Annotated in this window: 21 protein-coding genes; 18 read left to right on the top strand and 3 right to left on the bottom strand. The window is 43.8% G+C overall.

What is annotated here, in order from left to right; genetic code table 11:
* Positions 1-21: 21 nt before the first annotated feature.
* Both L8S15_RS10380 and L8S15_RS10375 read right to left on the bottom strand, forming a co-directional pair.
* The gene (locus tag L8S15_RS10380) at positions 22-1,962 is read right to left on the bottom strand and encodes a methyl-accepting chemotaxis protein (protein ID WP_010440481.1); all 1,941 of its coding nucleotides are present in this window, start codon (positions 1,960-1,962) and stop codon (positions 22-24) included.
* 275 nt (positions 1,963-2,237) lie between these two features.
* Positions 2,238-2,681, bottom strand: a complete 444-nt coding sequence (locus tag L8S15_RS10375; RefSeq protein WP_010440484.1) for a CBS domain-containing protein — start codon at positions 2,679-2,681, stop codon at positions 2,238-2,240.
* Positions 2,682-3,015: 334 nt separating this feature from the next.
* Here L8S15_RS10375 and queA point away from each other — a divergent pair, with 334 nt between their 5' ends.
* From queA to secF, 5 genes are all read left to right on the top strand, one after another.
* Complete coding sequence (queA, locus tag L8S15_RS10370) at positions 3,016-4,068, top strand: tRNA preQ1(34) S-adenosylmethionine ribosyltransferase-isomerase QueA (RefSeq protein WP_010440488.1); 1,053 nt, start codon at positions 3,016-3,018, stop codon at positions 4,066-4,068.
* A 193-nt stretch (positions 4,069-4,261) separates the two neighbouring features.
* Entirely contained in the window at positions 4,262-5,398 is a 1,137-nt protein-coding gene (gene tgt, locus L8S15_RS10365; RefSeq protein ID WP_010440490.1) for a tRNA guanosine(34) transglycosylase Tgt, read from the top strand.
* A gap of 111 nt (positions 5,399-5,509) precedes the next feature.
* Positions 5,510-5,839, top strand: coding sequence for a preprotein translocase subunit YajC (yajC, locus tag L8S15_RS10360; protein ID WP_010440492.1), 330 nt, complete (start codon positions 5,510-5,512; stop codon positions 5,837-5,839).
* Between the two features lie 20 nt (positions 5,840-5,859).
* Positions 5,860-7,716, top strand: coding sequence for a protein translocase subunit SecD (secD, locus tag L8S15_RS10355; protein WP_080572723.1), 1,857 nt, complete (start codon positions 5,860-5,862; stop codon positions 7,714-7,716).
* A gap of 14 nt (positions 7,717-7,730) precedes the next feature.
* Positions 7,731-8,678 carry a protein translocase subunit SecF gene (secF, locus tag L8S15_RS10350; RefSeq protein WP_016788422.1) on the top strand — a complete coding sequence of 316 codons (948 nt, stop codon included), beginning with the start codon at positions 7,731-7,733 and terminating at the stop codon, positions 8,676-8,678.
* Between the two features lie 234 nt (positions 8,679-8,912).
* Here secF and suhB read toward each other — a convergent pair whose 3' ends face one another.
* Positions 8,913-9,716 carry an inositol-1-monophosphatase gene (gene suhB / locus L8S15_RS10345; RefSeq protein WP_010440508.1) on the bottom strand — a complete coding sequence of 268 codons (804 nt, stop codon included), beginning with the start codon at positions 9,714-9,716 and terminating at the stop codon, positions 8,913-8,915.
* 181 nt (positions 9,717-9,897) lie between these two features.
* On the opposite strand from suhB, the gene trmJ reads away from it, so the two are divergent.
* The 13 genes from trmJ to rodZ all read left to right on the top strand — a co-directional run bounded on the left by trmJ (position 9,898) and on the right by rodZ (position 21,476).
* Positions 9,898-10,626: a tRNA (cytosine(32)/uridine(32)-2'-O)-methyltransferase TrmJ gene (gene trmJ, locus L8S15_RS10340; RefSeq protein WP_010440509.1), complete on the top strand. Its 729-nt coding sequence runs from the start codon at positions 9,898-9,900 to the stop codon at positions 10,624-10,626.
* A gap of 116 nt (positions 10,627-10,742) precedes the next feature.
* Entirely contained in the window at positions 10,743-11,264 is a 522-nt protein-coding gene (iscR, locus tag L8S15_RS10335; RefSeq protein ID WP_010440512.1) for a Fe-S cluster assembly transcriptional regulator IscR, read from the top strand.
* A gap of 27 nt (positions 11,265-11,291) precedes the next feature.
* Positions 11,292-12,506 (top strand): IscS subfamily cysteine desulfurase, encoded by a 1,215-nt coding sequence (locus L8S15_RS10330; RefSeq protein WP_010440514.1) that lies wholly within the window; start codon positions 11,292-11,294, stop codon positions 12,504-12,506.
* Positions 12,507-12,539: 33 nt separating this feature from the next.
* The gene (iscU, locus tag L8S15_RS10325; protein WP_004735094.1) at positions 12,540-12,917 is read left to right on the top strand and encodes a Fe-S cluster assembly scaffold IscU; all 378 of its coding nucleotides are present in this window, start codon (positions 12,540-12,542) and stop codon (positions 12,915-12,917) included.
* Positions 12,918-13,015: 98 nt separating this feature from the next.
* Positions 13,016-13,339 (top strand): iron-sulfur cluster assembly protein IscA, encoded by a 324-nt coding sequence (gene iscA / locus L8S15_RS10320; protein ID WP_010440519.1) that lies wholly within the window; start codon positions 13,016-13,018, stop codon positions 13,337-13,339.
* Positions 13,340-13,423: 84 nt separating this feature from the next.
* Complete coding sequence (hscB, locus tag L8S15_RS10315; protein WP_010440522.1) at positions 13,424-13,939, top strand: co-chaperone HscB; 516 nt, start codon at positions 13,424-13,426, stop codon at positions 13,937-13,939.
* A 22-nt stretch (positions 13,940-13,961) separates the two neighbouring features.
* Positions 13,962-15,812 (top strand): Fe-S protein assembly chaperone HscA, encoded by a 1,851-nt coding sequence (hscA, locus tag L8S15_RS10310; RefSeq protein ID WP_010440524.1) that lies wholly within the window; start codon positions 13,962-13,964, stop codon positions 15,810-15,812.
* Positions 15,813-15,832: 20 nt separating this feature from the next.
* Entirely contained in the window at positions 15,833-16,171 is a 339-nt protein-coding gene (gene fdx, locus L8S15_RS10305) for an ISC system 2Fe-2S type ferredoxin (RefSeq protein ID WP_010440525.1), read from the top strand.
* A 147-nt stretch (positions 16,172-16,318) separates the two neighbouring features.
* Positions 16,319-16,519 (top strand): Fe-S cluster assembly protein IscX, encoded by a 201-nt coding sequence (gene iscX / locus L8S15_RS10300; RefSeq protein ID WP_010440526.1) that lies wholly within the window; start codon positions 16,319-16,321, stop codon positions 16,517-16,519.
* A gap of 206 nt (positions 16,520-16,725) precedes the next feature.
* A complete protein-coding gene (gene pepB / locus L8S15_RS10295) occupies positions 16,726-18,021 on the top strand; it encodes an aminopeptidase PepB (protein WP_016767136.1) in 1,296 nt (431 codons plus the stop codon).
* A 106-nt stretch (positions 18,022-18,127) separates the two neighbouring features.
* Positions 18,128-18,562: a nucleoside-diphosphate kinase gene (ndk, locus tag L8S15_RS10290; RefSeq protein ID WP_010440533.1), complete on the top strand. Its 435-nt coding sequence runs from the start codon at positions 18,128-18,130 to the stop codon at positions 18,560-18,562.
* 394 nt (positions 18,563-18,956) lie between these two features.
* The gene (locus L8S15_RS10285) at positions 18,957-20,099 is read left to right on the top strand and encodes a bifunctional tRNA (adenosine(37)-C2)-methyltransferase TrmG/ribosomal RNA large subunit methyltransferase RlmN (RefSeq protein WP_010440536.1); all 1,143 of its coding nucleotides are present in this window, start codon (positions 18,957-18,959) and stop codon (positions 20,097-20,099) included.
* Between the two features lie 441 nt (positions 20,100-20,540).
* On the top strand, positions 20,541-21,476 hold the full coding sequence (rodZ, locus tag L8S15_RS10280) for a cytoskeleton protein RodZ (RefSeq protein ID WP_010440538.1): 936 nt from the start codon (positions 20,541-20,543) through the stop codon (positions 21,474-21,476).
* Positions 21,477-21,478: the final 2 nt, after the last annotated feature.

The raw sequence follows: 21,478 nt of genomic DNA, 5'->3' as shown, positions 1-21,478 counted from the left end.
GTTGGAAATTTATTTACAGCGTTAGATTTTGAAAAAACTCAGTAAGTCTTTTTGTTTCACTGCTAATGAAGATAACTCCTCACTCGCTTGTTTGCTTTGTTCGATTCCTGAAACATTTTGGTGAACGATATCAAAGGTTAAAGAAACATTTTGTGAAATATCCTGTGTGACTCCTGATTGCTCTTCAGATGCTGTTGCTACTTGTGTATTCATATCTGAAATCAGGCCAACAGACTCCGTTATTGATGCGAATGCCGTTCTAAGCTGTTCGCTGTAATGACGCGACTCGACGGCTAACGATAGGTTAGATTGCATGAACTGGTTGGCATCTTTTGCCTGTGCTTGAAGTCGAGAGATTATCTCTTGAATATCGACAGTTGATTGTTGTGTTTTAGCGGCCAGAGAACGAACTTCATCAGCAACGACAGCAAAACCACGCCCTTGCTCACCAGCTCGTGCTGCTTCAATTGCCGCATTTAACGCAAGCAAATTCGTCTGTTCGGAAATCGAGTTGATCACTTCAATAACAGTCCCGATCTCTACCGAGTACTCTTGCAGTTGATTGACGATGTTTGATGTTTCTTCGATTGAGTCTTCAACCTTGCGAGATATATCATCGGATGCATCGAGTGAAACTCCCCCCTCTTTGACATTGGAAGTTGCACCCGTTGCCGCGTTCTCAGCACTAGCAGCGTTGTGGCTGACTTCATTCGCAGTACTAGAGAGCTCATTGATGGCAGTTGCTATTTGTTCCATTTGACTCAGCTCTTGTTGAGCGTTCCCCTCGGTTTGGCTCATTACGGCTGTTAACTCGACTGAAGCTGCTGAAACGTTGTCTGAAATTTGGTGGAATCCATCGATGATGCGACGTAGTTCTTGGCGCATTTCTAAAATGTTGGCGTATATACCCGTTTCTTTACCTGTTACTGGAATCTGTTTTGAAAGATCGCCTGAAGCAACTTCTTCGACAATCGATTGAATCTCGCTAGGCTCCCCTCCTACAACTTTCCATACGCTTCGGTAAATGGAGATTGCAATGCCAAGGGCGATAGCGATAACAATGATTGAAAGTGCACCTAAGATAAATTGAGCATTTGAAAATCGTTCAACCATGCTTGGTCCTACAGAGTCTTGTTTTGACTTTGTGGATAGTTTGATTTCTTCAATTGTTTTTGCTGCGTTGCTACCAGCAACATCAAGGGTGCCAGAAACGATGTGGTTTCTTTCATTTATCGTGTCAACGACTTCTGAAAATGTCAGACGGTAGGCTTTAAAAGCGGTATTAAAATCAGTTAAGTATCGAATTTGCTCGTTCGACATTAGTTGAGATTCTATTGTTTCCACAAGCAACGCTGCTGATGCAAATTCTTTTTCTGCTCGCTGAGCATCTTCTGTGTTGTTACTGGTCAGAAATTTAGAAGCATATAATCTTGATAGCAATACGTGTTGTTGAAGTTGTCCTGAACTGACTGCAACCTCTAAATCCTCTTCAGCAGAAGCTTGAGTCATCAAGTTAGTCACTGCTTGTCGCATTTTTAAACCTGATGGGTCTAAGCTCTCTTTTACTAAGCTATTTCTAGTATTGACCAGTTGAACAACTTGGCTAAACCCTTGGCTATACTGTTTAAGCTGCTTCTCTATCGCTAAGAACTCATTTTTATGGAGGTCGTCAAGATGAGCCTCTAACACTTCATCGATCAATTGAATTGATGTAGTGATGCGCTTGTCCAGTTCTGAAGCATGCGATGCAACAGGGTCCTTTATATATTTTAATGCAGATAAACGAGCTTCCAATATGTTGGCTTGGATTCGCCCTGTGGATACGCTTGTTAATGCGAGGGAACGATAGGTGTTAAATCCATCACTCGATTGATAAAAGCGCAATGAAGCAACGACTGAAATAACCAAAATTAGCGCAAGAATTACGCCAAAACCCAAGGACAGCAATTTCTTTAAACTCATAAGTATCATTCCCAGAAAGGCAGTTTGTTTTTATTGTTAACAAATTTTTACATTATCCAAACGATAGATATATCAATAAATCCAATTAGAGCCTTACATTCTCATATATAAGAACAATAAGTGAGTTCGGTTTATTGAGAGGCTTGAATTTTGGAACTGGTCTCTAAGAAGAAATGAGGGGTACAGTGAGTTTCACAGTGAATATGTGATTGTTGGACATGTAAAGAGCCTTGGATTGAAAGGCTCTAGGGGGATAGCGGATAGAACAACGTTGGCTAACTTTCGACTTCTTCCGGTTCTACTTCTTCTTGGAGTTCGAGTAGATTGATCGCTATCGTGACGAAGTCGCTATCAGTGATAATCCCTATTAATTCGTGGTCATCGACAACAGGTAAACAGCCCACTTTGTGCTTTTGCATATAAACAGCTGACTCTTTCAATCCAGCTCGCGGCTCTACCGACATAACGCTTTTGTGCATGATATCGTTGAGTGGTGTCGCAAGAGTAAATGATTGAGCTTGTGGGATGTTTTGTAGACTAGATTCTTGAGCGGCAAGAACGTCACGTTGTGTTACGACGCCTAATAATTTTCTGTCGGCATCTACAACTGGGATATGGCGGATATCAAGCGCTTCCATCATGTGCTTAGCATCGGCCAGTGAGTGTGAGCGCAATAGGGTATGAGGGTTGCGAGTCATCATATCTTCAACCTTGATCATACGAACCTCCTTCTTTTTTATTTGTTGCTATTACTATAGTTTTTTATCCAAAAAATAACTGAGACCTGACGCATTTTTGGGCGAGTTTTATGCAACTAATTCTTTAGTTTGAGGAGGTGAATCGTTAGCTTTATTTTACGCCTCTTTACAATAATCCAGTGCTGTAAACCTTGCTATTGCGGCTCGTGTGCCTATACTAGCCCACTGCGAAATTTTTAGTCGTGTTTGTCATCAGTTCCCGGTAATGAATTACTTATCGTAACGATCGATTAGCAAGCATGATTTATTATTCGTCAACGGCACGAATCTCATCAACTAAGACAAGACTAGACACATGCAAGTTTCAGATTTTCACTTTGACCTACCAGATGAACTTATTGCTCGTTACCCTCAAGAAGAGCGTACAGCAAGCCGCCTGCTTAAATTAGACGGCAATAATGGCAACCTGACGGATGGTTCGTTTAAAGACGTTTTAGACTTGGTTGAGCCGGGCGATCTTGTCGTTTTCAATAATACTCGAGTTATTCCTGCTCGCGTGTTCGGTCGCAAGGCATCAGGCGGTAAGCTTGAAGTGTTGGTTGAACGAATGCTCGACGAGAAGAGTATTCTAGCCCACGTTCGTTGTTCTAAATCTCCTAAACCAGGCACTAAATTGTTTCTTGGTGAGAATGACGAGTATGAAGCTGAAATGGTAGCGCGTCATGATGCGTTGTTTGAAATCCATTTCACTTCCGACCAAAGCGTATTAGAAATTCTTAACAGTGTTGGTCACATGCCACTGCCACCTTACATCGATCGTCCTGATGAAGACGCAGATAAAGAGCGTTACCAGACGGTTTACAATGAGAAGCCCGGTGCCGTTGCTGCGCCAACAGCTGGCCTTCACTTTGATGACAAGCTAATGGCTGACATGAAAGCTAAAGGTGTAGAGTTTGCTTACGTGACACTTCACGTAGGTGCGGGCACATTCCAACCAGTAAAAGTTGATAATATCAATGATCATCACATGCATGCTGAGTACGTTGAGGTACCGCAAGAAGTGGTTGATGCCGTTGCTGCAGCAAAAGCTCGTGGCGGTCGTATTATTGCCGTTGGTACAACATCAGTGCGCTCACTAGAAAGTGCAGCGCAAGATGCACTGAAGAAGGGCACCGAATTAGTTCCTTTCTTTGGCGATACAGAAATTTTCATCTTCCCTGGTTATGAATATCAGTTGGTGGATTGCTTGATTACCAACTTCCACTTACCAGAATCAACACTGATTATGTTGGTGAGTGCATTTGCTGGCTACGACAATGTGATGGGCGCATACGATCACGCAGTGAAGAGCGAATATCGCTTCTTTAGCTACGGTGATGCGATGTTCATCAATAAGAAAACGAGCTAATCTAACTCGTTATAAACGATATAAAAAGAATTTACGGGTGCTAGCAGTAAGCTAGGAGTTGGGCAGAGTGTCTGTCTAATCTCTCGCAGGGAATACGCGACCGCTCCTCATAGAACTCGCGAGATTGAACTTATGTTTAGCTTAAGGTTCTGAATTATCAGTCAGATTGTTTCTCTGGCATATTGGAGGCTTCGTGAAATTAAAATACGAACTTAAAAAAACAAACAGCGGCGCACGTCGTGGTCAACTTCAGTTTGAACGTGGTACCGTTGAAACACCAGCATTCATGCCAGTAGGTACTTACGGTACGGTAAAAGGTATGACGCCTGAAGAAGTGAAAGACACCGGTGCTGAAATCCTACTAGGTAATACGTTCCATCTATGGTTACGCCCTGGTCAAGAAATCATGAAGCTGCACGGTGACTTGCACGATTTCATGAACTGGAAAGGACCTATCCTGACTGATTCAGGCGGTTTCCAAGTATTCAGCCTAGGTGCGACGCGTAAAATCACTGAAGAGGGTGTTCACTTCCGTAACCCTGTAAACGGTGACAAGATCTTCATGGACGCTGAAAAGTCGATGGAAATCCAAAAGGATCTAGGCTCAGACATCGTAATGATCTTTGATGAATGTACGCCTTACCCTGCGACGCATAAAGAAGCTAAAGACTCGATGGAGATGTCTCTTCGTTGGGCTCAACGTTCACGCGATCACTTTGATAAGCAAGAAAACCCGAACTCACTGTTCGGTATTGTACAAGGTGGCGTATACGAAGACCTTCGTGATGTGTCCGTTAAAGGCCTAACAGAAATTGGTTTTGACGGTTACGCTGTTGGCGGCCTAGCTGTAGGCGAACCAAAAGAAGACATGCACCGTATTCTTGAGCACACATGTCCTCAATTACCTGAAGATAAGCCACGTTACCTAATGGGCGTAGGCAAACCTGAAGACTTGGTTGAAGGTGTTCGTCGCGGTATCGACATGTTTGACTGTGTAATGCCAACGCGAAATGCACGTAATGGCCACCTATTTGTAACTGAAGGTGTGATCAAGATCCGTAATGCGAAGCATAAAATGGATACAACACCACTAGATTCAGAGTGTGACTGTTACACTTGTAAGAACTATAGCAAGTCGTACTTACACCATTTGGATCGTTGTAATGAGATCCTAGGTGCTCGACTGAACACGATTCATAACCTGCGTTTCTACCAGCGAGTAATGTCAGACATTCGTCAGTCTATCGATGAAGATCGCTTTGAAGAGTTCGTTGCAGAGTTCTACGCAAGAATGGGGCGTGAAGTGCCACCACTAGGTAAAGAATCTTAGTATTTCTTTTTTTGCGAGCCCCATCTCTCTTCCGAGAGTTGGGGCTTGAAAATAAAGGGGTGCAACCCAATTAGACAAACAATTACGAAAATATAATAGAGGATGTTTTAAATGTTTATTTCTCAAGCTCACGCAGCAGCAGAAGGTGCACCAGCAGGCGGCGGTTTCGAAATGCTTATCATGCTAGGTATGTTTGCTGTGATCTTCTACTTCATGATCTACCGTCCACAAGCTAAGCGTGTTAAAGAGCACAAGAACCTTATGTCTTCAATGGGCAAAGGCGATGAAGTTCTTACAAGCGGTGGCTTAATCGGTAAGATTACTAAGATTGCTGAAGACAGCGACTACGTTGCTATCGAATTGAACGCAAACAACGAAGTAGTTATCAAGAAAGACTTCGTTACAGCAGTGCTACCAAAAGGTACTCTGAAATCTCTATAAACAGCTAGAGGATCCTCGCTGTGCTAAACCGTTATCCGTTATGGAAGTATTTGATGGTGATGTTTGCCATCGCTATTGCTGCGTTATACGCACTTCCAAATATATACGGTGAAGATCCGGCAGTTCAAGTTACAGGGGCGCGCGGCGCCTCTGTAGATCTGTCTACGCTGGATGCTGTCACCGATGCTCTTGAAGCAGAGAGCCTTTCTACTAAATCCGTTGCTCTAGAGAACGGTTCCATTCTTGTTCGCTTTAACGATACAGATACGCAAATTAGTGCCCGTGATATCATCACAGAAGCACTAGGTGATGATGTTATCGTTGCTTTAAACTTAGCGGCTTCAACTCCTGATTGGCTTGAATCTATTGGTGCTGCACCAATGAAGCTCGGTCTTGACCTACGTGGCGGTGTTCACTTCTTAATGGAAGTGGATATGGATGCTGCAATGGAAAAGCTGGTTGGCCAACAAGAAGAAGCGTTCCGCAGTGAACTTCGTGAAGAAAAGATTCGTTACCGTGCAATTCGCCCATCAGGTAAAGATGCGGTTGAAGTGATTCTGCGTAACGAAGAGCAGCTTGCTGAAGCGAAATCGCTACTGCAATCTAAACACCAAGACATGACGTTCGTCGATTCTGCATCTAACGGTCGTTTTTCTTTGGTTGCAAACTTCACAGAAGCTCGTCTTCAAGAAATCCGTAACTACGCGGTAGAGCAAAACATCACTATCCTACGTAACCGTGTTAATGAACTTGGTGTAGCTGAGCCTTTGGTTCAACGTCAAGGTGCTAGCCGTATCGTAGTGGAATTGCCTGGTGTTCAAGACACGGCGCGCGCTAAAGAAATTCTTGGTGCGACGGCAACACTTGAATTCCGTGAAGTGGATAGCAGTGCTGATTTAGCCGCTGCCGCTTCTGGTCGTGCCCCTGCGGGTAGCGAAATCAAGCAAGATCGTGATGGTCGTCCTGTTGTACTTCAGAAGCGCGTTATCTTAGGCGGTTCAAGTATTACTGACGCAAGCTCAAGTGTTGATGAATATGGTCGTCCACAAGTTAACATCTCGCTAGACAGCGAAGGTGGTAGCAAGATGTCTGCGTTCTCTCGTCAGAATATCGGTAAGCTAATGGCAACGGTATTTGCAGAGTATAAAGACAGCGGTCGTAAAACGCCTGAAGGCCGAGTGATTCTAAGTAAGCACGAAGAAGTGATTAACCAAGCGACGATTCAATCTGCACTTGGCCGTAACTTCCGTATTACAGGTATCGACTCAACGGCTGAAGCTCATAACTTGGCACTTCTACTACGTGCTGGTGCATTGATTGCGCCTATCTCGATTGTAGAAGAACGTACGATTGGTCCATCTATGGGGCAACAAAACATCGATATGGGTATCATGGCGATGGTTTGGGGTATGGCTGCAGTAATGCTGTTTACACTGCTTTACTACCGAACTTTCGGTCTGATCGCGAACGTCGCTCTGATGGCTAACCTTGTGTTGATTATTGGTGTCATGTCGATGATTCCTGGCGCGACAATGACGCTACCAGGTATTGCCGGTATCGTATTGACGGTTGGTATGGCAGTCGATGCCAACGTTCTTATCTTTGAGCGTATACGTGAAGAACTTCGAGATGGACGCAGTCCACAACAAGCAATTCACCAAGGCTATGCAAACGCATTTAGTACAATCGCCGATGCCAACATCACCACACTACTGACAGCAATCATTCTGTTTGCTGTAGGTACAGGTGCGATTAAAGGCTTCGCGGTAACGTTATCAATCGGTATCTTGACTTCAATGTTTACAGCTATTGTCGGAACACGTTGTATCGTGAACCTGATGTATGGCGGCAAACGCGTTAAGAAACTGTCGATCTAAGGCTAGGAATTAATATGTTTCAGATTCTAAAAGCAGAAAAAATGATCGACTTTATGCGTTGGTCAAAGGTTGCCTTTGTATTCTCTATCTTGATGATTGGTACTGCTATCTTCACCTTAACAACGAAGTCGTTGAACTGGGGTTTAGATTTTACCGGCGGTACGCTGATTGAAGTGGGTTTCGAGCAACCAGCAAACCTACCTGACATTCGAAGTGCACTAGAAGCTGAAGGCTTTGGTGATGCTACGGTTCAGAACTTTGGTTCTGCGCGTGAGGTAATGGTTCGTCTACGTCCACGTGACGGTGTTGCAGGCGAAACGCTTGGTAACCAGATCCTGACTGCAATTAAAGATGGTACTGGTGAGCAAGTTGAAATGCGCCGTATCGAGTTCGTTGGTCCAAACGTGGGTGATGAACTAACAGAAGCTGGTGGTCTTGCTATTCTAGTTTCTCTTATCTGTATCTTGATCTACGTGTCAGTGCGATTTGAATGGCGTTTGGCTGCAGGTGCTGTATTAGCCCTAGCACACGACGTTATCATCACACTAGGTGTGTTCTCTCTAATGCAAATTGAGGTAGACCTTACAATCGTAGCAGCCTTGCTGACGGTGGTCGGTTACTCCCTCAACGATACCATAGTGGTATTTGACCGGATTCGTGAGAACTTCCGTAAGATGCGTAAGGGTGAAGCACCTGAAGTACTGAACAGCTCAATCACACAAACATTGAGCCGTACATTGATCACTTCTGGTACAACGTTATTCGTAGTTATCGCACTGTTTGTTCAGGGCGGCGCTATGATTCACGGCTTCGCGACTGCACTTCTATTAGGTATTACAGTGGGTACATACTCTTCTATCTACGTTGCATCTGCACTGGCTATGAAGTTGGGTATTACGCGTGAACACCTAATGCCACCGCAAGTGGACAAAGAAGGTGAAGAGTTTGACGAGATGCCTTAGGCCTTGGCTTAATAAGTTTCGCTAAACAAAAAAACCGCTGCCTAGTCAGCGGTTTTTTTACGTCTGTATTTTGTCGATAAGCTCAATGCAATTCATCAGCGAAGTGTGTTGTGCTCATCGCGACTAACCGCCATCTTGCTCGTAGCTCGTATCACAGATACAAAAAAGCCCCGCAATAGCGAGGCTTTGAAAATCTTCTGCTCTTAACTAAAGAGCATTAACGTAAGGTCTGAATTACTTCAGCATACCTTCGTTAGAGTTTTCACGAACGTGCTTAAGAATAGACTTAACACCACGAGCGCTTGAAGCAACAACATTACCAGACGTCATGTAATCAGTACCGCCAGCAAAGTCAGTCATGATAGCACCAGCTTCACGAGCGATTAGATCGCCAGCAGCTAGATCCCATGGCTTAAGACCAAGTTCTAGGTAACCGTCAACACGACCAGCCGCTAGGTAACATAGGTCAAGAGCTGGAGAACCAGTACGACGGAAGTCAGCGCAATCTACGAATAAAGCTGAGATGATTTTCATGAAAGATTCAGAGTGTTGTTTTTGCTTGAATGGGAAACCAGTCGCTAAAACAGTACCTTGAAGGTCTTTAAGTTGAGTAACACGCATACGAGCGTTGTTAAGTTGAGCGCCAGCGCCACGTTGAGCAGTGAATAGCTCGTTTAGCATTGGGTCATAAACACAAGCAACTTCTGTACGACCGTTCATACGAACAGCAATAGATACAGAGAAGTGAGGGAAACCTTTTACAAAGTTGTTGGTGCCATCTAGTGGGTCAACGATCCATTGTACGTCAGAGTCTTTACCTTCAGTCAGGCCTGACTCTTCAGAAATAATGCTGTGCTCTGGGTAAGATGATTTGATTGTCTCAATAATCATGTACTCAGCTTCTTGAGCAATGTTAGTAACGTAATCGTTGTTACCTTTTAGAGATGTTTCGATCTTATCAGTTGTTTCAAGAGATTTAGCAATATGGTTGCCAGCTTTACGCGCAGCGCGTATCGCAATGTTTAGCATTGGATGCATATGGTTTTTCCCACAAGATGTTAAAGAACAATTTAAAGCGGCGGCGAGTATACCAAAGTTTCCGTAAAAGGGAAGTGGTTATTTTTTGAACTCTTGGTTTCACATTCCGTTAAGGGTCTGACCATTTTACTTTGCTATGTGTTAATATCTCGCGATTATTTTTAAAGTGGTGTCATATAGCATGTTAGACAATGTAAAAGTCGTTCTGGTTGGTACGTCTCATTCGGGAAATATCGGCTCAGCAGCTCGCGCAATGAAAGTGATGGGTTTGAGTCAGTTGGTTCTTGTAGACCCTCAATGTGAAGTTGACGAGCAGACCTTAGCACTGGCTGCGGGTGCAGGTGACATCGCAGAAAACGCGACCATTGTTTCTACTCTAGAAGAAGCAGTAAAAGACTGTGGTTTGGTTGTAGGCTCAAGTGCTCGTTCTCGTACGCTTGAGTGGCCAATGCTTGAGCCTCGCGAGTGTGGCGAAAAGTTTGCCGTTGAAGGTCAAAAACATCCAGTCGCATTAGTGTTCGGTCGTGAACGTACTGGCTTAACGAATGACGAGTTGCAGAAATGTCACTATCACGTATGTATCCCTGCTAACCCAGAATACAGCTCATTAAATCTAGCGATGGCGGTACAGACTCTGAGCTACGAAGTTCGTGTTGCACACCTTGATATGGTGGCTAGCCAATATCAGCCACAACAACAAGATGACTACCCACGTCACGAAGAACTAGAAATGTTCTATGAGCACCTTGAAAAAGTGATCATTGATACCCAATTTATCTCTAAGGATAAGCCGGGTCAGGTGATGAACAAGTTACGTCGTCTATTCAGCCGTGCTCGCCCAGAGCTTCAAGAGATCAACACTTTGCGCGGTATTTTGACTTCGATTGAGAAGAGTAAATCGGGCAAATAAATCCCATACAACCTCTAGGGATGAATACTTGACTAAAATAGTCAACTAAATACTTGACCAATTTAGTCGGGTATGGGAAAATTCCAACCACATAAACAATGTGGATACGGTGTGATATGAAACTTACATCTAAAGGAAGATATGCGGTAACAGCTATGCTAGATGTAGCACTGCATTCGCAAAAAAGCCCAGTTCCTCTGGCTGATATTTCAGAGCGACAAGGCATCTCGTTATCTTACTTAGAACAACTCTTTTCTAAGTTACGTAAAGCTGGCTTAGTTGCTAGTGTTCGCGGCCCTGGTGGTGGTTACCGCTTAGGTGCTGAAGCGAGCGACATTGCTGTCGGAACTGTTATTGCAGCAGTAGACGAATCAGTGGATGCAACCAAGTGTCACGGTCGAGCAGATTGCCAAGGTGGTAGTCGTTGTTTAACTCACACTCTTTGGCGTGATTTAAGCTCCCGAATCAGCAGCTTCTTAAATGACATTACGCTCGGTGAGCTAATGAAAGATAACGAAGTTTTAGAGATTTCTGATCGTCAAGATATCGATCTTGCGGTTAATAATGGTTTTGCACATAAAAATACGAGCACTACAACGATTAGTGCAGCACCTCACGGTGTTAATGCCCGCTCTTAGCGGTCAGTTTTTACATTGGAGTAGAAAATGAAACTGCCTATTTACTTTGACTATTCAGCTACATGCCCAGTCGATCCACGTGTTGCTGAAAAAATGGTTCAGTGCATGACGATGGACGGTAACTTCGGTAACCCTGCATCTCGTTCACACCGTTACGGCTGGCAGGCAGAAGAATCAGTAGATAATGCTCGTGAGCAAATTGCCGATCTACTAAATGCAGACCCACGTGAGATTGTTTTCACGTCAGGTGCTACAGAGTCAGATAACCTTGCTATCAAAGGTGCAGCGCACTTTTACGAGAAGAAAGGTAAGCACGTAATCACGTGTAAAACAGAACATAAAGCGGTTCTTGATCCATGTCGCCAACTAGAACGTGAAGGTTTTGAGGTGACTTACCTTGAGCCTGAAGCAAACGGCATCATTGATTTAGACAAGCTACAAGCAGCAATGCGTGAAGATACGGTTCTTGTTTCTATCATGCACGTAAACAACGAGATTGGTGTAATCCAAGATATCTCTGCAATCGGCGAATTATGTCGTTCACGCAAGATCATCTTCCACGTTGATGCGGCTCAGTCTGCGGGTAAAATCCCACTAGATGTAAAAGAGATGAAAGTTGACCTTATCTCTCTTTCTGCACACAAAGCATACGGCCCTAAAGGCATTGGTGCTTTGTACGTTCGTCGTAAGCCACGTATTCGTCTTGAAGCACAGATGCACGGTGGAGGTCACGAACGTGGTTTCCGTTCTGGTACGCTTGCTACTCACCAAATCGTGGGTATGGGTGAAGCTTTTGCTGTCGCTAAACAAGACATGCAGAAAGATTATGACCACGCACTAGCACTTCGCGAGCGTCTATTGAAAGGGGTTCAAGATCTAGAAGCAGTAACGGTAAATGGCGACTTAGATCAACGTGTACCACATAACCTAAACGTGAGCTTTGCTTTCGTTGAAGGTGAATCTCTGCTTATGTCTTTAAAAGACTTAGCGGTATCATCAGGTTCTGCATGTACATCAGCGAGTCTTGAGCCTTCATACGTTTTACGCGCTCTTGGCTTAAACGATGAACTGGCACACAGCTCAGTACGTTTTTCATTCGGCCGTTTCACTACGGAAGAAGAAATCGACTACGCGATTGCACAAATCCGTGTAGCAGTAAATAAATTACGCGACATGTCTCCTCTATGGGATATGTATAAAGAAGGGATTGATTTGAACACTGTTGAGTGGGCTCATCACTAATCTCACGGAAATAGAGGATTCGAGGTAACTATCATGGCATATAGCGAAAAAGTAATTGATCACTACGAAAACCCACGTAACGTAGGTTCGTTTGATAAAGAAGATCCAAGTGTAGGTAGCGGCATGGTTGGCGCACCAGCTTGTGGTGACGTAATGAAACTGCAAATCAAAGTATCTGCAGAAGGTATTATTGAAGACGCAAAATTCAAGACTTACGGTTGCGGTAGCGCAATCGCTTCTAGCTCACTAGTAACTGAGTGGGTTAAAGGTAAAAGTATTGATGAAGCAGCTGCTATTAAAAACTCTGAAATCGCAGAAGAGTTAGAGTTGCCACCAGTGAAAGTTCACTGTTCAATTCTTGCTGAAGATGCAATCAAAGCAGCGGTTGCGGATTACAAAAAGAAGCACTAATCGTTTCTACAACGTAATCACTTCAAAAAAGTAATATTTGGGAGCACCCTTTGTGCTCCCCCTGAGTTCTCAATTTATATAAAACACAAGGTTGTAGTATGGCCATCACCATGACAGATACGGCAGCAAGCCGAGTTCAAGCTTTCCTAGATAACCGAGGTAAAGGTATCGGGTTGCGCTTAGCGGTAAAAACTACTGGCTGTTCGGGTATGGCGTATGTACTGGAATTCGTTGACGAGCTCAACGAAGAAGACGAAGTGTTCGAGCATTCAGGTGTTAAGGTCATCATTGATCCAAAGAGCCTAGTTTACCTAGACGGTACTGAGCTTGATTACGTAAAAGAAGGCCTAAACGAAGGTTTTGAATTCAACAACCCTAACGCGAAAGGCGAATGTGGTTGTGGTGAGAGCTTCAATGTATAAACGCCTCAATCGTTGAGCGTTTATAATGAGCGAAGAATAAAATTAGGCTCTAAGTAAAGAGCCTAAACTTAGGACCACCGTTACATGAATCATTTCGAATTATTTGGGCTACCACTTCAGTTTCAACTGGATGGTAGCCTTCTTTCTTCTCAGTTTAGAGATCTGCAACGCCAATTCCACCCTGATAAATTTGCCACGGCTTCTGAGCGAGATCGCTTGCTGGCTGTGCAAAAAGCTGCGCAAATCAATGATGCGTACCAGGTGTTGAAAAATCCAGTCAGCCGCGCTGAATACCTGTTAGTTCAACATGGTGAGGATATTCGTGGTGAGCAGCAGACTATGCAAGATCCTATGTTCCTGATGGAGCAAATGGAATTGCGTGAAGAGCTGGAAGATATCGCCGACAGTTCTGATCCTGAAGATGCTTTGTTTGCATTTGAAGGAAAGGTTAGCAAAATGTATAAACAACAATTAAGCGCTATCCAACAAGAACTCGACAGCGAAGCTTGGTTAGAAGCTGCAGACCGAGTAAGAAAGCTTAAGTTTATTGCAAAATTAAAGAATGAAATCGAGTTAGTTGAAGATCGTTTGATCGGCTAGTTCGTATAACAAGGACACATCCATGGCACTACTTCAGATTGCAGAACCAGGGCAAAGCGCCGCTCCTCACCAGCACAAGCTTGCAGTGGGTATTGATTTAGGTACAACAAACTCATTGGTTGCGTCAGTGCGCAGTGGTGAGGCAAGCACGCTTGTTGATCAACAAGGTCGCAGTATTCTCCCTTCCGTTGTTCACTATCAGTCAGAGTCGTACACCACTGGTGATGAAGCGCGTGTAAATGCACAAACTGATCCTAAAAATACCATTATCTCAGTTAAGCGATTAATCGGTCGTTCACTGTCAGATATTCAACAGCGATACCCATCTCTGCCATATCAGTTTGAAGAAAGTGATAATGGCCTGCCTGTGATTAACACAGCGCAAGGAAATAAGAACCCAATTCAAGTATCTGCAGATATTCTTCGTGCACTCGGTCAACGTGCTGAGTCGACGTTAGGTGGTGAATTGGCTGGTGCCGTGATTACCGTCCCTGCGTACTTTGATGATGCACAACGTGCAGGTACCAAAGACGCAGCGCAACTTGCTGGTCTTCATGTGTTACGTCTTCTTAATGAACCCACTGCAGCTGCGATTGCTTATGGCTTGGATTCAGGTAAAGAAGGGGTAATCGCTGTTTATGACTTAGGCGGTGGTACGTTTGATATCTCTATCCTACGCCTGTCTAAAGGTGTCTTCGAAGTTTTAGCAACCGGTGGTGACTCTGCATTAGGCGGCGATGACTTTGACCATTTAATTGCGGAGCATTTCCAAGAGCAAATGGGCTTGTTAGAGCTGACAGCAGAACAGAACCGTATTCTTCTAGACGCAGCAACAGAAGCGAAGATTGGCTTATCTGAAGCTGAAAGCGTTAATGTTGAAGCACTAGGTTGGTCTGGCTCATTAACTCGTGAAGAGTTCGAAGAGATCATCAAGCCACTAGTTAAGAAAACGCTGCTTTCGTGCCGCCGAGCACTGAAAGATGCGGAAGTTGACGCGGATGAAGTACTAGAAGTAGTGATGGTAGGTGGTTCAACTCGTACCTCACTTGTTCGTGAAATGGTCGGTGGCTTCTTTGGTCGTACTCCATTAACCAGTATTAACCCTGATGAAGTGGTTGCGATTGGCGCATCGATTCAAGCGGATATCTTAGTTGGCAACAAGCCTGACTCTGAGATGCTGCTATTGGATGTTATCCCTCTGTCACTGGGTATCGAAACCATGGGTGGCTTAGTCGAAAAGATCATCCCTCGTAATACCACGATCCCAGTTGCTCGTGCACAAGAGTTTACCACGTTCAAAGACGGTCAAACTGCAATGACAGTACACACCGTGCAAGGCGAGCGTGAGATGGTTGATGACTGTCGTTCACTGGCTCGATTTGCTTTGAAAGGCATCCCGCCGATGACAGCAGGTGCTGCTCATATTCGCGTTACTTACCAAGTGGATGCTGATGGTCTACTGTCGGTTACCGCAATGGAGAAGAGCACTGGCGTTCAAGCTGAAATCCAAGTTAAGCCTTCTTACGGTCTAAGCGATAACGAAGTGGCCAGCATGCTGAAAGATTCGATGACGTTTGCAAAAGAAGACATGCAAGCGCGTGCTCTTGCTGAGCAACGCGTAGAAGCGGATCGCGTTATTGAAGGCTTAATTGCTGCGATGCAAGCCGATGGTGATGAGTTGCTGGATGAGCAAGGCAAGCAACAACTTGTTCAAGCCATTGAAGCACTGATTGAAGTGCGCAATGGCGACAATGCCGATGCCATTGAACTAGAAATTAAAAATATCGACAAAGCGAGCCAAGACTTTGCTTCTCGTCGTATGGATAAATCAATTCGTGCTGCACTGTCAGGTCAGTCAGTCGATAATATTTAATAGTTAGAGAATAGATAAACATGCCAAAGATTATTGTTTTACCTCACGAAGATCTATGTCCAGAAGGCGCTGTTTTAGAAGCAAAAACTGGTGAGACGGTTCTTGATGTTGCATTGAAGGCCGGTATTGGTATTGAACACGCATGTGAGAAGTCGTGTGCATGTACTACATGTCACGTTGTGATTCGTGAAGGCTTTGATTCTTTAGAAGAGAGCGATGACCTAGAAGACGACATGCTAGATAAAGCATGGGGCTTAGAGATGGAATCCCGCCTAGGTTGCCAAGCTAAAGTTGCTGATACGGATCTTGTTGTAGAGATTCCAAAGTACACGCTGAACCTAGCTTCTGAAGATCACTAAGAACTTGTTTTTAGTAACGGTTTCTATGGTTATAACTGTGTAATTATTATTTAGACAACCATTACTAGAACAGCCATGTTAAGAAACAGGCCTAGAATATAGATCATAAAGGTGGCAGAGCGTCGCTGATAAAAATAAGGAAGTGTTATGAGCTTGAAGTGGATTGATTCGCGAGATATCGCAATTGAACTATGTGATTTGTACCCAGATACTGACCCTAAAACGGTTCGTTTTACCGATTTGCATCAGTGGGTGTTAGACCTTGAAGAGTTCGACGACGCGCCGAACAACTCTAATGAGAAAATCTTAGAGGCTATTATTTTGTGCTGGATGGATGAGATGGATTAATCCTCTTGTCTAATGATTAGGTTGTGGGTTGGCATCAGTCCAATATAAAACGCAGCCAAGTTAACAATTCTTACTAAAAACAGCGGACCTTATGGTCCGTTTTTTTATCAAAATGACATTTTACTCCTACATAATGCTAACATCAGTGCGCTAATAAAAAATAATCAGAACCACTTAATAACGGTGGTTCATGACAAGGAGAAATCATGTCTACACAGATGTCAGTATTTTTAAGTCAAGAAGCTGCCCAGCCTCAGTGGGGAGCTAGAGCTATTTTATCGTTTTCTGAAGCAGGAGCGACAATTCACATTGGTGAAGGTCACGATTTAGGCGCAGTTCAACGTGCTGGTCGTACGCTTGACGGACAAGGTATCGCATTCGTTTCACTTCGTGGTGAAGGTTGGGATCTAGAAAGCGTTTGGGCTTTCTACCAAGGCTACCGTGGACCAAAGAAAAAGAATGCATTGGAATGGGATGCACTTTCAGAAGCTGATCAAGTAGAGCTAGAAGCTCGCATTCGTGCTACTGATTGGACTCGTGACATTATCAACAAAACCGCTGAAGAAGTGGCACCTCGTCAATTAGCGACAATGGCTGCCGAATACATCAAGTCAGTGGCGCCAGCAGGCACAGTGAAAGCGAAAATCGTTAAAGATAAAGATCTACTAACTGAAGGTTGGGAAGGCATCTACGCAGTAGGGCGTGGCTCTGAGCGTACATCAGCAATGCTTCAATTGGATTTCAACCCAACAGGCGACGAAAATGCACCTGTATTTGCTTGTCTAGTCGGTAAAGGTATCACTTTCGACTCAGGCGGTTACAGCATCAAGCCAGGTCAATTCATGACAGCAATGAAGGCTGATATGGGCGGCGCTGCAACCATCACTGGTGGCCTTGGTCTTGCAATTGAACGTGGCTTGAACAAGCGTATTAAGCTTATTCTATGTTGTGCAGAGAACATGATCTCTGGTCGTGCATTGAAGCTTGGCGACATCATTACCTACAAAAATGGTAAGACGGTTGAGATCATGAATACTGACGCTGAAGGTCGCTTGGTTCTTGCTGATGGTTTGATGTACGCAAGTGCACAAAATCCAGAATTGATCATTGATTGCGCAACGCTAACTGGCGCAGCGAAAAATGCACTAGGTAACGACTACCATGCACTATTAAGCTTCGATGATGAACTGTCTCACCAAGCGCTAACGGCTGCGAACCAAGAGAAAGAAGGCCTATGGCCACTGCCTCTTGCTGATTTCCACCGTGGTATGCTGCCTTCAAACTTTGCTGATCTTTCAAACATCAGTTCAGGAGATTACACGCCGGGTGCAAGTACCGCTGCTGCATTCCTTTCTTACTTTGTAGACGACTACAAAAAAGGTTGGATTCACCTGGATTGCTCAGGTACTTACCGTAAATCTGCAAGTGATAAATGGTCGGCTGGTGCAACGGGTATGGGTGTTCGTACGCTCGCTCGCCTTCTTATCGATCAAGCAAAATAATAATAAGAATGTACGGTATTTCGATGCCGCTCATTCAGAAACTAAGATCGAATGATCTCAGTAATTTCAGTATTTAATAACAAAAAAATGAAGTGAAGGAATCCCTATGGCTCTAGAAAGAACGTTCTCAATTGTTAAGCCAGATGCAGTTAAGCGTAACCTTGTTGGTGAAATCTACCACCGCATCGAAAAGGCAGGCCTAGAAATTATTGCTGCTAAAATGGTTCGTCTTACTGAAGAACAAGCAAGTGGCTTCTACGCAGAACACGAAGGCAAAGAATTCTTCCCGGCTCTTAAAGAGTTTATGACTTCTGGTCCTATCATGGTTCAAGTACTTGAAGGCGAAAACGCGATTGCTCGTTACCGCGAATTGATGGGCAAAACAAACCCAGAAGAAGCAGCATGCGGCACTATCCGTGCTGACTACGCTATCAGCATGCGTTACAACTCAGTACATGGCAGTGACAGCCCTGAGTCAGCAGCTCGTGAAATCGAATTCTTCTTCCCAGAATCTGAAATTTGCCCGCGCCCAGCTGAATAAGCAGACAACAGCAAGTATCAATAAAGGCTTCACTTCGGTGAGGCCTTTTTTGTATCTGATGGATTGTGGGAAAAGAGGTGCAGTTAAAAGAGAGATTCCAGATACCTCGTCCCTCGGTTCTGGAATGACGAGGTTTGAGGAACTCGTGACCTGATGACTATGAATGGAAAGTTACTGAGTAAGTTTTTACGTTATTCCCGATAGCGACGGAGGAGCGTAATCGAGAATCTCGCTTTGAATTGGCCAAACGTAAGCAGGTAAATTTGGTTGTGTGAATTTTAATCACTTAAGTTTGAATGTCTTAGTAAACACAAGGTTTTACAGTACTTGTTGAAGTTGCGTAAAGCCTGTACAATTCGCGCCCTTAATTATTGTTCCGTCACTGAGAGGCATCATGACCACAGCTAAAGTCAATCTACTCGATTTTGATCGTAAAGGTCTTCGTAAATTTTTCACAGAAGAACTGAATGAGAAAGCGTTTAGAGCAGAGCAAGTGATGAAGTGGATTTATCACTTCGGTGTCGATGACTTCGAACAAATGAACAACATTAACAAAAAGTTACGTGAGAAACTTCAACGTCGTTGTGAGATCGTTGCACCTGTTGTTTCTGAAGCTCAGCACTCTACAGATGGCACAATTAAATGGGCTATGAGCGTTGGCGACCAAGACGTTGAAACCGTATACATCCCAGATGGTGACCGTGCGACGCTATGTGTATCTTCACAAGTTGGTTGTGCACTTGAGTGTAAATTCTGTTCAACAGCTCAACAAGGCTTTAATCGTAACCTAAAAGTTTCAGAGATTGTTGGTCAAATTTGGCGTGCATCTCGTGAGATCGGTCTAGAGAAAGAAACAGGTCGTCGCCCAATTACTAACGTTGTAATGATGGGTATGGGTGAACCTCTATTGAACATGAAGAATCTAATTCCATCATTAGAAATCATGCTTGATGATCTTGGCTTCGCACTGTCTAAGCGTCGTGTAACGGTATCAACTTCTGGTGTTGTATCTGGCCTTGACCAAATGACTGATAACATCGACGTAGCACTTGCGATTTCTCTACATGCACCAAACGATGCACTACGTAGCCAAATCATGCCGATCAACGACCGTTGGGATATCCAAGACTTCCTAGCGTCTGTTCGTCGTTACATTGCTTCTTCAAATGCTAACCGCGGTAAAGTAACCGTTGAGTACGTTCTATTGGATCATGTGAATGACGATATGGACCATGCTCGTGAACTTGCTGAGCTAATGAAAGATACGCCATGTAAGATTAACTTGATTCCATTTAACCCTTACCCAGGGTCACCTTACAAGAAGCCAAGTAATTCTCGTATTGATCGCTTCCAAAAAACGCTGATGGAATACAACTACACAGTAACGGTTCGTAAAACTCGTGGTGATGACATTGATGCCGCATGTGGCCAATTGGTGGGGGATGTTATTGACAGAACCAAGCGTACCAAAATGCTGAAAGCCGCCTCAGAAGCTAACCTCATTGCAGGTGGTGTGATTGAAGTAAAAGCGGTTTAAACGCGATTGGAATTTAAACAAGCCAGAAGTCTAACTTCTGGCTTGTTGCTTTTTGGGAGAGTTAATTTCCAATTTTTAGACTTTTTTCCCATGCTTTCTTACATTTTTCGTCAAATTTTGGACAAAACCATGAGCTGACGGTAAATTTTGTTTAAAGTGTTTTTGCCTTGTAATGGCATTAGCTTATGATTAACTAATCTTAAATTAATTTTAAGTGCTCGCTTGTTACTGATCATCAATATGTCTATTTAGGTTGGCTACTTGATAAACTAGCTTCCTGAGAGCGTCGTTCATAACGGTATGACCGATGTTTGTCTTTAAGGGTTGATGATTTAAGTAACAGGAAAAATTCCACATAAAGTGGGTTGCTAGATTGAGCTTAAACGACAATAAAAACATGCTCTCATCAACCTGCGATAATACTTTAGAAGTTCACTCTCTATGAACACAGAACACGACACAAAAACACCTGAAATAGTTGCACCGACTTTAGAAGCAGGAACACTGCTTAAAAATAAGCGTGAATCTCTTGGTTTAACACAAAAGCAGATCTCTGATCGCTTGAAGCTTCGCGTTACTTTGATTCAACAAATCGAAGAAAACCAGTTCGAATCTGACCAAGTGGCAACGTTTATGCGTGGCTACATTCGCTCATATGCGAAGTACGTTAATCTTGATGAGAAAGTGGTTTTAAATGCGCTTCATCATTCTGGTGACGCTCAACATCAAGAACAAGAAATGCTGAGCTTTTCTCGTAAGACCAAAACCGAAAAGCACAATAGCCGTATTATGTTCCTAACTTGGAGTATTTTCGCGGTGATTGTAGGCATGTCTTCATTGTGGTGGTGGCAGAACCAACAGCAAGACACCTTGTCTCAATCTCTGGTTAATACCGAAAGCTCAGAAGAGCTAATGGTCGATGAGTCGCTAGACCCTGAATTAACGTCATTAGAAGTGATTGAAGCTGAACAAAACACAGAGACATCTTTTGTTACTGAAAACTCTGATGATCTGACTTCTACAAATACAGCTGAAACTTCAGAAACTATTGAACCAGTTGAACAGATGGAAGAAGCACAACAAGCTGCAGACGTCGCTTCTGTTACGGCAGAATTAGAAACGGTAGCTCCAGAATCTGTGGTTAACGAGCTAGTGATGCAGTTTTCTGCTGATTGCTGGATCCAAGTGAAAGATGCTTCGGGTAAAACGTTGTCTACTGGCATCAAAAAAGCAGGCCAGACCTTAAATCTTTCTGGAGCTGCACCATATAAAGTGATTCTGGGTGCGCCTGAAGGCGTATCGATGACATTTGCAAGTGAACCTGTCGACCTTTCTGGGTATACTTCAGGCAAAGTAGCTAGAATAACCTTACCTTAGAG

This window comes from Vibrio sp. S/42/10 (assembly GCF_029890535.1).
GTDB classification, from domain to species: domain Bacteria; phylum Pseudomonadota; class Gammaproteobacteria; order Enterobacterales; family Vibrionaceae; genus Vibrio; species Vibrio cyclitrophicus.
The sequence above is the reverse complement of the archived record's forward strand: the minus strand, read 5'-3'. Positions and strand labels throughout refer to the sequence as shown.

Excerpts from the sequence above, each read along its gene's own strand:
- yajC (WP_010440492.1), top strand. The coding sequence starts at position 5,510 with ATGTTTATTTCTCAAGCTCACGCAGCAGCAGAAGGTGCACCAGCAGGC.
- pepB (WP_016767136.1), top strand. The coding sequence starts at position 16,726 with ATGTCTACACAGATGTCAGTATTTTTAAGTCAAGAAGCTGCCCAGCCT.
- iscR (WP_010440512.1), top strand. The coding sequence starts at position 10,743 with ATGAAACTTACATCTAAAGGAAGATATGCGGTAACAGCTATGCTAGAT.
- rodZ (WP_010440538.1), top strand. The coding sequence starts at position 20,541 with ATGAACACAGAACACGACACAAAAACACCTGAAATAGTTGCACCGACT.
- fdx (WP_010440525.1), top strand. The coding sequence starts at position 15,833 with ATGCCAAAGATTATTGTTTTACCTCACGAAGATCTATGTCCAGAAGGC.
- L8S15_RS10285 (WP_010440536.1), top strand. The coding sequence starts at position 18,957 with ATGACCACAGCTAAAGTCAATCTACTCGATTTTGATCGTAAAGGTCTT.
- ndk (WP_010440533.1), top strand. The coding sequence starts at position 18,128 with ATGGCTCTAGAAAGAACGTTCTCAATTGTTAAGCCAGATGCAGTTAAG.
- L8S15_RS10330 (WP_010440514.1), top strand. The coding sequence starts at position 11,292 with ATGAAACTGCCTATTTACTTTGACTATTCAGCTACATGCCCAGTCGAT.
- L8S15_RS10380 (WP_010440481.1), bottom strand. The coding sequence starts at position 1,962 with ATGAGTTTAAAGAAATTGCTGTCCTTGGGTTTTGGCGTAATTCTTGCG.
- L8S15_RS10375 (WP_010440484.1), bottom strand. The coding sequence starts at position 2,681 with ATGATCAAGGTTGAAGATATGATGACTCGCAACCCTCATACCCTATTG.
- iscX (WP_010440526.1), top strand. The coding sequence starts at position 16,319 with ATGAGCTTGAAGTGGATTGATTCGCGAGATATCGCAATTGAACTATGT.
- trmJ (WP_010440509.1), top strand. The coding sequence starts at position 9,898 with ATGTTAGACAATGTAAAAGTCGTTCTGGTTGGTACGTCTCATTCGGGA.
- hscB (WP_010440522.1), top strand. The coding sequence starts at position 13,424 with ATGAATCATTTCGAATTATTTGGGCTACCACTTCAGTTTCAACTGGAT.
- suhB (WP_010440508.1), bottom strand. The coding sequence starts at position 9,716 with ATGCATCCAATGCTAAACATTGCGATACGCGCTGCGCGTAAAGCTGGC.
- secF (WP_016788422.1), top strand. The coding sequence starts at position 7,731 with ATGTTTCAGATTCTAAAAGCAGAAAAAATGATCGACTTTATGCGTTGG.
- hscA (WP_010440524.1), top strand. The coding sequence starts at position 13,962 with ATGGCACTACTTCAGATTGCAGAACCAGGGCAAAGCGCCGCTCCTCAC.
- iscU (WP_004735094.1), top strand. The coding sequence starts at position 12,540 with ATGGCATATAGCGAAAAAGTAATTGATCACTACGAAAACCCACGTAAC.
- iscA (WP_010440519.1), top strand. The coding sequence starts at position 13,016 with ATGGCCATCACCATGACAGATACGGCAGCAAGCCGAGTTCAAGCTTTC.
- queA (WP_010440488.1), top strand. The coding sequence starts at position 3,016 with ATGCAAGTTTCAGATTTTCACTTTGACCTACCAGATGAACTTATTGCT.